Here is an 11808-nt window from a genome sequence, read left to right on the forward strand (position 1 = left end):
TCCCCGCCGTCGAAAGGGATAAATCCACGCACGAAAGGGAATCCCGCTGTTTGAAAGGAAATTCTAAACTCTAAAATAAATCCACTATTTTACTTGAAAATGACCTTAGATAGAGTGTTAGGCGTGGAAATTTAAGGGTATAATGAACAAAAGAAACTCGTTGAGAGTGAAGAAAGAAGTGATTTTGTGCGATTTGTTTTTGATTTGGAGGGAACCATTTCTTTTCATGATGAAAAAGTGAGTGATTATTTAACGGATATGCTAGCTTTTTTATGTGAAAGAGGGCATGAGCCGATTTTTGTTTCATCTAAATCGATTCGCCATATGCTGACCTTACTCGACAAACAATTTCACAATAGTAAAATGGTTGGCGGCAATGGAGCTATCATTTGCTATCGTGGAAACATTGAGCAAATTGTTGCATTCTCAACATCCATGTTCTCCAAATTAAAAGAGTTAATTCAATTATTTGATGCGACTTATCTGGTTGAGAGTGATTGGGACTATGCATATACAGGTGGCGCATATCATCGCGTTGTGAACGATGTAGACCCTTATAAATTAGCGGAAAATCATCATTTGGAAGATTTATCAACCGTATGGAAAATTACGATTCTCAGTGCATCAAATCGAAAAGAGATAATTGAAAAACTGCGCAAATTAAATGTGGCAGTACATTTGATTGATGATGGGGAAATGATTGAAATTACACCCCTTGGATTGAGCAAATGGAATGCACTCCGCACATTAGGAATTCAAAAGCGAAATTACATTGCTTTTGGGAAAGATGAAGAAGATGTGAACGTCTTTGATTTTGCGCAATATACAATTTTAATCGGAAATAATCCTGCTCTTGTAGCTTTTGCGGATGAGCAATTAATTGTAGACGATCGAATTGAAATGAAAATCGTCGAATCGTGCAAGCGATTGAGTGAACGATTTAAATTAACGTAAACAAAAAATCGCGCTGTGGCGCGATTTTTTTATGTTATGAACTAAACTGCTAACATTTTGCGTAATTTATCTGCATCTAAAATATTACCAACGAAGAATGAGCCGAAGTCAGCGTAACGTGCTGATACTTCATCAAAACGCATTTCGTAAATTAATTTTTTGAATTGTAGTACGTCATCCGCAAATAGTGTAACGCCCCATTCATGATCATCGAAACCGATTGAACCTGAGATGATTTGTTTTACTTTTCCAGCATAGCTACGTCCGATTAAACCATGAGAACGCATCATTTCTTGACGTTCATTCATTTCAAGCATGTACCAGTTTGCGCCTTTTTGACGACGTTTATCCATTGGATAGAAACAAACATGATCCATACGAGGTAGCTCAGGGTATAGACGAGCACGTACATGTGGATTTTGGTATGGATCTTCAGCAGGAGCATCGCTATCTGCATTCTTTTTACCAGCTAGGTAATTTGATAATTCTACAACAGATACATATGAATATGTAGGAACTGTAAAATCAGCAATCGCTAATTTATTGAAATCTGTTTCGATTTCATTTAGTTCTTCCATTGTTTCACGTAATGTCATAATCATGAAGTCGGCTTTTTGACCAACAATCGAGTAGAAAGCATGTGCGCCTGTTTTTGCGACATCTGCTTCATTTAATTTTTCTAAATACGCGATGAATTCTTCAACTGCTTCTGTGCGCTCTTTCTCAGAAACTAATTTCCAAGAAGCCCAGTCCATTGAACGGAATTCGTGTAATACGTACCAACCATCAAGCGTTTGTGCTGCTTCAATCATGTTAAAACACTCCTTCTAAGGCTTATTCAAACGTATTATACCATTTTTAAACTGAATATTCGTCCTACTTTACTTGCGTTCACGAATTCGACATGCAGAAAAATGAAAAAATAGATTTTTGCGAAGTGCTCTTGTTCACTCCTTTTTTCGTCGTTTTTCAATCTATGTTAAACTGTAAGAAAAAAGATGTAGGAGTTACGTATATGAAAGATTATTTAACGCAACCTGTTTGGCGTTTATGGGATCAATCAACAAGTGGCTTAACACAATCACCACTTGAATCATTTGCGGCGGATGATACGCTCTGTCACCTAGTTGGGCAAGGAATGAGTGCTCCGACGATTCGTACATGGGTACATGATGCTTCCGTTGTTCTCGGTATTCAAGATCATCGACTCCCGTTTGTACAAGCTGGAATGGACTTGTTAGAGGAAAAAGGATATAAACCGATTGTGCGAAATTCTGGTGGACTGGCAGTTGTACTTGATCCAGGTGTTCTTAATATTTCGATTGTGCTATCAGAAGAAAACGAAAAAATCGATATTAATACAGCTTACGAAGTGATGGTGTCGCTTATTCGGGCGTTATTCCCACAAGCAGCCGAACGCATCGAAGCATATGAAATTGTCGGTTCATATTGTCCGGGTACATACGATTTGAGCATTGACGGTAAAAAGTTTGCAGGTATTTCACAACGTCGTTTACGTCAAGGAATTGCGGTGCAAATTTATTTATCAATTGAAGGAAGTGGCTCAGAGCGCGCAAAACTTATTCGTTCATTTTACGAAGTCGCTTTACAACATGAACCAACAAAATTCCAATATCCAGAAGTGAAACCAGAAGTGATGGCTTCCTTATCTGAATTATTAGAGGAAGAATTAACCGTTTCACAAACTGTTCAAAATCTACAGCAACTACTTTATGAAAAGTCGGAACAACTGTTAATGGGTGGCTTACAGACCGAAGAATTAGAACATTATCAATTTTATTTACAGCGCGTATTTGAGCGCAATCAGAAGATGTTGGCAAGAAATGGCGGTTGATTCTTTTGCGAAAAGTCGCTACACTTAGCGATAGTGAAATTTTGAAATAAGAAGGGACTGTCGGCACTATGGCAAACGAATTTCGAGTTTGTGACGAATGTCAAGCAGTGAATCTAAAGACATTAATTCCGAAGTTGAAAGCAATCGATCCTGATGCAGAAATCGATATCAAATGCCATTCTTATTGTGGTCCTGGTTTACGAAAAACTTTTACCTTTGTTAATAATCGTCCATGCGCTGCGCATACGGAAGATGAGTTAATTCCAAAGGTAATCAAAAAGTTAAAATCACAAAAAAGATTACCAGAAGGTTTTGTAGAACCAGAAGACATGAAAGAATCATAAATTGCGTGTTTAATGCACGAAGGATAGAAAAAGGAGAAATCGCGCTTCATGTGATTTCTCCTTTTCTCTCGAAATAGTTGGTGTTCGTTTTCAAATTCGATACAATAAAGGAAAGAAATGTTGGAGGTGTAAAATGGCATACGCAACACAAAAGTTAGCAGAAGAAAAAGTATTTAAAGACCCCGTTCATCGTTACATACATGTGCAAGACCAAGTGATTTGGGATTTAATCGCAACGAAAGAATTCCAGCGTTTGCGCCGCATTCGACAACTCGGTACGACGTATTTAGTATTCCACGGGGCAGAACATAGCCGTTTTAGCCATTCGCTCGGTGTTTACGAAATCGTTCGTCGCATGGTAGATGATGTCTTTGCTAATCGTCCTGAGTGGAATAAACGAGAACGTCTTGTAGCCCTTTGTGCAGGTTTATTACACGATTTAGGTCATGGTCCTTTTTCGCATGCTTTTGAACATGTTTTCGATTTAGATCATGAATATTTTACACGTGTCATCATTTTAGGGAATACAGAAGTTAACGAAGTGCTTCGTCGCGTCTCAAAAGATTTTCCAAAGAAAGTATCTGAAGTGATTGAAAAAACCTATCACAATAAACAAGTGGTAAGTCTTATCTCAAGTCAAATTGACGCTGATCGAATGGATTACTTACAGCGCGATGCGTACTTTACAGGTGTAAGTTATGGTCATTTTGATATGGAACGTATTTTACGTGTCATGCGACCTCAACCCGATCAAATTGTGATCAAATCAACAGGTATGCATGCGATTGAAGACTATATTATGAGTCGTTATCAGATGTATTGGCAAGTGTACTTCCATCCAGTATCACGCAGTGCAGAAGTCATTTTGAGAAAGACATTGGAACGTGCAAAAGAGTTATATCACGCAGGCTATACCTTTAAGCATGACATCGCACACTTCCATAGCTTTTTTGAAAATGATGTCCAATTAGATGCCTATATTGCGATGGATGAAAGCATTATTTTAGCTTACTTCCAGTTTTGGATGAGTGAAGAAGATGCAATTTTAAGCGATTTAAGTCAACGTTTTTTAAATCGAAAATTATTTAAATTCGTAGAAGTCGATCCATCAAAAGATTGGGAAAAGCTCATTCGTTTGGAAAAGCTATTTGACCAAGCAGGAATTGATCCAAACTATTATTTAGTGATGGACTCATCTTCAGACTTACCTTACGACTTCTATCGTCCGGGTGAAGAAGGCGAACGACTACCGATTTATCTTCAAATGCCAAACAAAGAATTAAGTGAATTATCCCGTTCGTCGGATATTGTCGATGCAATCTCAGGTAAACGTCGAACAGATCATAAATTATATTATCCAAAAGATTTATTACATGAAGAACATCCATTACATGAACAAATTATTGAAATCATGCACGCTTAGAAAGGAGACTCCTATTGCTACAAGATCACGCGAAAATCGTACAGTTTGTGTCGCTTGCTGGGGAAGTTACGGGGAGAAAGAAGTTACAAAAGATGATTTTTATTGCGAAGAAGATGGATTTCGCATTTCAAGAAAAGTATAACTTCCATATTTATGGACCGTATTCAGAAGAATTAACGGTGCGTATGGAGGAATTATGTAACTTAGGTTTTATGACGGAGAGAAAAGAAGATAAGGGATCTTATGTGCAGTATTGTTATGCACCGACAGAAAAAGGTCGTGAGTTTGCAACGATTGTAGAACCACAGAATACACGCCTAAGCGAAATCGTTCAGCAAATGAATGGTAAAAGTTCTCGCTTTTTAGAGTTGGTTGCGACACTACTTTATTTTGATGATTTACAACCAGAAGAACAAATTGAAAAGGTGAATGTGGTCAAAGCCAAGTTGCATTTTACAACAGAAGAATTTGAGGCTGCCTTCCAGTTTATTCAACAACTGCAATCATAAATAATTGATTTTAATAAATTGAATATGCTATATTTTAGATAGATTCTTGAACGAAAGGAATGAGGATGGCCGATGAAGTAATCTTATTTTTTACACGCGAAGTGAAAGAAACTTTGTATAAAAAATAGGATTAGTCTGTCCACATTCCATTTATTTTATAAAAATAACCCGTTTTTTCGGTATGTTTTTTAGACTAATCCTTCCAAAAATTTTTGGAGGGATTTTTTAATAGAAGAATATAAAAGGTCCCTCTGTAGTAGGAGGAATTTAGCATGACTGAATTATGTAAATGTCACAATCTTTCATATGAAGAAATTTTGACGGATATGAATGTATCTGTAAAAGTAGGCGCTCGTATAGGAATTACAGGAATTAATGGAGCAGGAAAGTCTACATTGTTAAAGTTATTAGCCAACCAAATTCAGCCAACAACTGGACACATTGAGTGGTTTCGAAAAGCGTCTACTTTTTTGGTAGAGCAAGAAAAGGAAGATTTCAATCGAGAGATTCCAAGAGGGCTAACAGCTATATGGCAAGTCCCAGAACGTCCCTACGCATTATTAAGTGGTGGTGAAAAATTAAAAATCCGTTTAGCAGAAGCTTTTGCTGAAAAACCACAATTATTACTACTAGATGAACCGACAAATCATTTAGATCAAGAAGCACTCCAATTTTTAAAGAAACAATTAAAAAAATATCGAGGAACAGTTATTTTTGTATCACATAACCGTACTTTTTTAAATGAAGTAGCTACAGAAATTTGGCATATTGAAGACAAAAAAGTAACAGCTTATAAGGGGAATTACGAGGCTTATCGTACACAATATGAAGCGCATCGACTACATCAACAAAGAGAATATGAAAAACAGCAACAAGAAATCGTACGCATCGAACAACAGATGTCGAAGATTACATCATGGAGTGAACAGGCACATGCTGATTCGACGAAACACGAATTCGCTAAAGAATTTTACCGAGTAAAAGCGAAAAGAATGGATGCGCAAGTAAAGTCCAAACAAAAAAGATTAGAAAAAGAATTACGTAAACATCAATTAGACCAACCTAAAAAAGAACATCAAGTTCATTTCGAATTTCAAAGTACACATTCAACAGGTAAACATTTAATCGAATTAAAACATGTTTCAAAAGTATTTGGTGAGAAGGTTATTTTAGAAGGTGTGAACTTAACGATTAATTACGGAGAACGTATTGCGTTGAGTGGTAAAAATGGTGCTGGAAAAACAACATTTTTACAAATGTTACTTGGAAAAGAGCATTATGAAGGTGAAATCTGGCTTTCACCTGCTGCCAAGATAGGCTATCTCACACAACAAGTATTCGATCTTCCTGAGGAAAGTACACCAAGTGAACTATTTGAGCAAACGACATTTGAACAACGTGGTTTAGTTCAAACATTAATGATTCATCTTGGATTTACAAATGAACAATGGAATGAACCAATTGCATTGATGAGCATGGGCGAACGAGTGAAATGCAAATTAATGCAACTCGTTTTAGATGAAAACAATGTACTCATCTTGGATGAACCGACGAACCATCTTGATTTAGAATCGCGTGAACAACTGGAAAAAGTACTAGAGGAGTACGATGGAACGTTAATCGTTGTTTCGCATGATTCGTATTTTGTTGAAAAAATAACAACACGCAAGTTAATCATCGAAAATCAACGGATGGTGACACCAACAGTTGTCGTAGAAACACCTGTAGAAAAAGAACGTATGCAGCTGGAGACACGACTACAAGAAGTGCTTGGTAAGTTAAGCTTTCTAACACCAAAAGATGCACAATATGAGGTGCTAGATGAAGAATTTAATGAAATAACAAAACGATTGCAACAATTGAGGTAAATAAAAAGAGGCTCTAGTAAGAATACTAAAGTCTCTTTCCGATTATTCACACTATTTATCAGATGCGCGTACGCCGCCTGTTGCATAATGTTCTTTCTTCATTTCTTCGATGATGATTGATACGTTCTCTTTTGGTGCATTCACTGTTTCTGAAACAGCTGTTGTTACTTGTTCTACTAGGTTACGCTTTTGCTCGTCTGTGCGACCTTCAATCATTTTAATTGTTACGATAGGCATAAATCATTCTCCTTCGGTATAATATAGTGTATATTCGTAATGATAACAGAACGGAGGCAGATAGCGAATGGAAAATGAAAAAAAAGAAACGAAAAAAATGGAATTTACGATTATTAAAAATAATCCAACGGACGGCCATAAAGGATTTGGCATTGGTTCGCTTTCATTAGAGAATGTATCACCACTATTTATTGATGTACAAGAAAAGACAGCAGAAGTGGATATTGGTGGTATGCACGCACGAAGCGCAGTTGAGCGTGGTGTGAAATTTACAACGAATCGTGAAGATTCAGAGGGTGGCAAACCATACTGGCTTGTATGGGTAACAATTGACCAAAAACCAGAAGGTGGCTACTATGCAGGTGTAACAGCTTGTGAAATGGTTGTAAACAAAGAAAAACGTCGCGGTTATAAAATTTTAGCCGACCACGTAAATAAAATGGATAAGTCGATGAAACGTCATATTATTGTCGATCATATGGACGAAGAATCAAAACGTGTTTTACATGATTATTTAAAAGGATTTGATGAAGGTATGTGGAGTCGTTCAGAGCCTGCATTACATGAAGCATTACCATTTGAAAACTAATTAAATGAACAATATGTGAATAATCACATATGGCAAAATAACATGGTTGTATATCCATTCGAAAGGAAGTACACTTGATGTAAGGCTTGTTTTTGCAAGCTAAGACATTGAATGAGATTGCAGTGAGCAGGATGAGGCAGATGAACCCAAAACCCAAGCCATTTGCTTCATCATACTTAAGCGATTTCAAATGAATAGGGCTTTCGTGATTATGGAACTAACGGACTCCGTATGAACGAAGCCCTTTTCTTTTATTGAGGAGGATTTTATGGCAGCACCTAAAAAAGGGAAAATTCCGAATCCGATTACAGGAGCCATCTTTTTTATTGTGGTTCTCGTTGTTTTATTTAAAACGCAAGGAGAACTTGAACTATGGCAAGGCATTTTATTAATCATTGGGCTAACGGTTGTATATGTATTGCTAACGATGCTATTTCCTAAAAAAGAACAAAAGTAAAACAACCCGTATGATGAGTTAAACGTCATACGGGTTGTTTCGTTAAAGGTTTTGTTTCTTTAGAGCACTTTGTTTTTTATGACAAACTTGGTTCAAGTGCACAACATGCGAGCGGCCGAGTACACTTGCTGCATTCATCGCCTCATCTACTGCATTTGTTAATTCTTTCACTGTTTCGCCATTATCGGGGTAAGAAGCTACACCAATAGATACGGACAGTTGAACACTTTCACCATTTGATATCATAAAAGGCTCATCTCGAATCATAAGCATAAGTTCTGTAGCGTAATGAACACCAACAGCAGGAGCAGCATCGTAACACAGAAGTGAAAATTCTTCTCCACTAATACGTGCAGGAAAGGCAAGATGTGTTTTTGAAAAACTTTTAAGTCGTTCTGCTAGTTCACGTAATAATTCATCCCCTGCTTCATGACCGTAGCGTAAGTTTAGCATTTTAAATTGATCGATATCAATGAGTAATAGTGAAAAAGGTTGTTGAGTTTTAATTGCACGTTCAAGCATATTATCAAACTTACGATTATTCGGTAAATTTGTTGTGTAATCTGTTTCAGATAATTTTTCAATGACACGAATTCGTTCAAATTGGCGTTTGAATAATTTTAAAACAAAGTAAATTAAATAAAAGCCTGTTACATTCATAATTACAAAAATAATTGAAACGAATAATGGATTTTTATAACCTTCTAAGAAAAACAATAAAATCGCTGTGACAATCGTTTGAATCGCTAAATAAAAATGGCTATTTTTATAATTAATTGGTTTTTTAAATGATAAAAAGAAGAAAATAAAACCAAGTACAATCGTTGTTCCACCAGCCATAAAGCTTGTTGGATTTACTTCAAAAAAGAACATACGAAAGAAGCCAACGAGTATAGAAGATAGCAGAATAGCAGCAGGTCCACCCAATAATCCAGAAATTAAAATACTAATATTACGTGTATCAACAAAAATATTTTTTTCAAAATTAATGGCTGTTTGCATTAATACTAATGAAATTCCTGTTGCGACAACGCCGATAATGAAAGGGCGTAAATCTGAAAAGTCTGGTCGTTTCTCGTGATAATATTCCAAGACAAAATACGAGAAAATGATGAAGGTAAACATTACGGAAAGATTGATAATTATATCTAAAGTCATTGTCGTACCCCTATTATATAATAATTAGTATCCATTATAGCATTACTTCGAACTAAAAAATAAAATCGATTTGATAAATATTTGGAAATTCGTATATTCATAATGAAATCAATGATTCATACCTTGAAATCTAGTGAGAAAATAACCTATAATAAAAAGGTTATAGAATAAAAAGCGGAGGTGTGGATGTATGGCACAACCACCAACTGCACCAGTCAAGCTGAAACTGATTACAACGATCACGCATAAAGGTCAAAAACCCGAAAAGATTGAACTGTGGTCAACCGGTACAATCATGCGAAAGCGTGACCAGGTGTATTTACAATACGAAGAAATTCTTGAAGACAAGAAGATGAAAACGACATTACGCTTTGGCGAAAACGATGCCATTATTATGCGCAATGGCGATATAAAGATGCGTTTACCATTTACGTTACACGCATTTCAACGAGGTCACTATGAAGCAGCATTTGGAATAATGCCTATCATGACTTTAACCAAGAAAATGGCATTCGACGAAGCGGAAGATGGCTCAAATAGTGGACGATTTTTTGTACATTATGAGCTATTGGCAGGCGATGAATCTGTCGGTGAGTATGTATTAGAACTTAAGTATACGGAGGGAACAGAATGAACGCAGTAGAACAAGCACAACAAGCGGTCAAAAAGGCTTTTTTAAACGCTATTAAAAAAGCAGAATTAGTAGAAGAACCAGAGGCATTAAATATTCACTTAGAAACCCCTAAAAATAAAGAAAATGGTGACTATGCAACAAACATTGCGATGCAATTAACAAAAATTGCACGTAAAGCACCACGTATAATCGCTGAAGCTATCGTAGAAAACTTAGATCAAGCATCAGCAAACATTGAAAAAGCTGAAATCGCAGGTCCTGGTTTCATCAATATCACATTAGCAAAAGATTACTTAACAAAAGTAGTACCAACTGTTTTAGAGCAAGGTGATGCATATGGTCGCTCAAATGCTGGTAATGCGCAAAAAGTACAAGTAGAGTTCGTATCAGCAAACCCAACAGGCGATTTACACTTAGGTCACGCACGCGGCGCATCAGTTGGTGACTCATTATGTAACGTATTTGATTTTGCAGGTTATGATGTATCACGTGAATACTACATCAACGATGCAGGTAATCAAATTACAAAATTAGCGTCATCTCTTGAAGCACGTTACCGCCAAGCACTAGGTCTTGAAGCAGAGGTGCCTGCAGATGGTTATCATGGTAAAGACATCATTATCATTGCAGAAGAATTATCAAAAGAGTTCGGCCCAGAGATTTTAGAAAAATCACCAGAAGAACGTTATGAATTCTTCCGTACACATGGTTTAAAGCATGAGTTTGGTAAAATACAAAAAGACTTAAAAGATTTCCGCGTTGAATTCGACGTATGGTTCTCGGAAACGTCACTTTATCAAGATGGCAAAGTAGAAGTAGCAATCGATAAATTAAAAGAAAATGGTCACGTATTTGAAGAAGACGGTGCAATTTGGTTCCGTTCAACAACATTCGGTGATGATAAAGACCGCGTTCTTGTAAAATCAGACGGATCTTACACATATTTAACACCAGATATCGCATACCATGAAGATAAATTACAACGTGGTTTCGATCAGTTAATCAATATTTGGGGCGCTGACCACCACGGTTACATTCCACGTATGAAAGCTGCGATTGAGGCACTTGGATATGACCGCGATAAATTAGAAGTAGAAGTCATCCAAATGGTAAATCTACTACGTAATGGTGAAAAAGTAAAAATGTCAAAACGTACAGGTAACGCTGTGACATTACGTGAGTTAGTAGAAGAAGTAGGTTTAGATGCGGTACGTTACAACTTTGCGATGCGTGCTGGCGATACACACTTAGACTTCGATTTAGATTTAGCCATTAAACAATCGAATGAAAACCCTGTGTACTATGCACAATACGCACACGCACGTATCTGCTCAATCTTACGTCAAGCTGAAGAAAAAGGCCTTAAACCTTCTACAGATGGTTTAGATACTTTATCAACTGAAAAAGATATCGAAGTACTGAAAAAAGTGGGTGATTTCCCACAAGTAGTAGCGGATGCAGCAAAAGCACGCGCGCCACACCGTATTACAAACTATATTCAAGAGTTAGCAGCCACATTCCACAGCTTCTACAATGCTGAAAAAGTATTAGATGCTGACCAACCAGAACGCTCAGCAGCACGTCTTGCGTTAATTACAGCTGTTGCACAAACAATGAAAAACGCATTAAAATTAGTAGGCGTAGCAGCACCAGAAAAAATGTAATCTTTTATATGAAGCAAAAAAGAACCGCGATGATGCGGTTCTTTTTTTGTATTTGAAAGGGAAAAAACCGCGCGCGAAAGGGAATCGGTGCCATTGAAAGAGACAAAACCGCGCGC

General features: G+C 36.9%; 13 protein-coding genes. 10 read left to right on the forward strand and 3 right to left on the reverse strand.

Annotated features, from left to right (window positions below):
• The first annotated feature begins 186 nt into the window (after nt 1-186).
• A complete protein-coding gene (locus KGI01_RS12270) occupies nt 187-954 on the forward strand; it encodes an HAD hydrolase family protein (RefSeq protein WP_141274921.1) in 768 nt (255 codons plus the stop codon).
• A 41-nt stretch (nt 955-995) separates the two neighbouring features.
• Here the strand turns inward: KGI01_RS12270 and hemQ are convergent, their stop codons facing one another.
• On the reverse strand, nt 996-1766 hold the full coding sequence (gene hemQ / locus KGI01_RS12275; protein WP_068456045.1) for a hydrogen peroxide-dependent heme synthase: 771 nt from the start codon (nt 1764-1766) through the stop codon (nt 996-998).
• A gap of 203 nt (nt 1767-1969) precedes the next feature.
• On the opposite strand from hemQ, the gene KGI01_RS12280 reads away from it, so the two are divergent.
• The 5 genes from KGI01_RS12280 (at nt 1970) to abc-f (ending at nt 6953) form a co-directional block, all read left to right on the forward strand.
• A complete protein-coding gene (locus KGI01_RS12280) occupies nt 1970-2809 on the forward strand; it encodes an octanoyl-[GcvH]:protein N-octanoyltransferase (protein ID WP_141274922.1) in 840 nt (279 codons plus the stop codon).
• 68 nt (nt 2810-2877) lie between these two features.
• Complete coding sequence (locus KGI01_RS12285) at nt 2878-3153, forward strand: YuzB family protein (protein WP_068456039.1); 276 nt, start codon at nt 2878-2880, stop codon at nt 3151-3153.
• 133 nt (nt 3154-3286) lie between these two features.
• Entirely contained in the window at nt 3287-4576 is a 1290-nt protein-coding gene (locus KGI01_RS12290; protein WP_068456036.1) for an HD domain-containing protein, read from the forward strand.
• Between the two features lie 14 nt (nt 4577-4590).
• On the forward strand, nt 4591-5085 hold the full coding sequence (locus KGI01_RS12295) for a YwgA family protein (protein ID WP_141274923.1): 495 nt from the start codon (nt 4591-4593) through the stop codon (nt 5083-5085).
• A gap of 272 nt (nt 5086-5357) precedes the next feature.
• The gene (gene abc-f / locus KGI01_RS12300; RefSeq protein ID WP_141274924.1) at nt 5358-6953 is read left to right on the forward strand and encodes a ribosomal protection-like ABC-F family protein; all 1596 of its coding nucleotides are present in this window, start codon (nt 5358-5360) and stop codon (nt 6951-6953) included.
• A 51-nt stretch (nt 6954-7004) separates the two neighbouring features.
• Here the strand turns inward: abc-f and KGI01_RS12305 are convergent, their stop codons facing one another.
• A complete protein-coding gene (locus KGI01_RS12305; RefSeq protein ID WP_068456025.1) occupies nt 7005-7190 on the reverse strand; it encodes a 2-hydroxymuconate tautomerase in 186 nt (61 codons plus the stop codon).
• A 67-nt stretch (nt 7191-7257) separates the two neighbouring features.
• On the opposite strand from KGI01_RS12305, the gene KGI01_RS12310 reads away from it, so the two are divergent.
• Entirely contained in the window at nt 7258-7779 is a 522-nt protein-coding gene (locus KGI01_RS12310; protein ID WP_141274925.1) for a YwhD family protein, read from the forward strand.
• A 268-nt stretch (nt 7780-8047) separates the two neighbouring features.
• On the forward strand, nt 8048-8236 hold the full coding sequence (locus tag KGI01_RS12315) for a hypothetical protein (protein ID WP_068456022.1): 189 nt from the start codon (nt 8048-8050) through the stop codon (nt 8234-8236).
• Nucleotides 8237-8278: 42 nt separating this feature from the next.
• On the opposite strand, the gene KGI01_RS12320 is transcribed toward KGI01_RS12315, so the two are convergent.
• A complete protein-coding gene (locus KGI01_RS12320) occupies nt 8279-9394 on the reverse strand; it encodes a diguanylate cyclase (RefSeq protein WP_141274926.1) in 1116 nt (371 codons plus the stop codon).
• 190 nt (nt 9395-9584) lie between these two features.
• Between KGI01_RS12320 and KGI01_RS12325 the strand changes: the two genes are divergently transcribed.
• Together KGI01_RS12325 and argS are read left to right on the forward strand one after the other, a co-directional pair.
• On the forward strand, nt 9585-10028 hold the full coding sequence (locus KGI01_RS12325) for a YwiB family protein (RefSeq protein ID WP_141274927.1): 444 nt from the start codon (nt 9585-9587) through the stop codon (nt 10026-10028).
• The gene (argS, locus tag KGI01_RS12330) at nt 10025-11692 is read left to right on the forward strand and encodes an arginine--tRNA ligase (RefSeq protein ID WP_141274928.1); all 1668 of its coding nucleotides are present in this window, start codon (nt 10025-10027) and stop codon (nt 11690-11692) included. The genes KGI01_RS12325 and argS overlap by 4 nt, the downstream gene beginning before the upstream one ends.
• Nucleotides 11693-11808: the final 116 nt, after the last annotated feature.

Origin of the sequence: Kurthia gibsonii, from assembly GCF_006539985.1 — a bacterium.
Taxonomy (GTDB): Bacteria; Bacillota; Bacilli; order Bacillales_A; family Planococcaceae; genus Kurthia; species Kurthia gibsonii.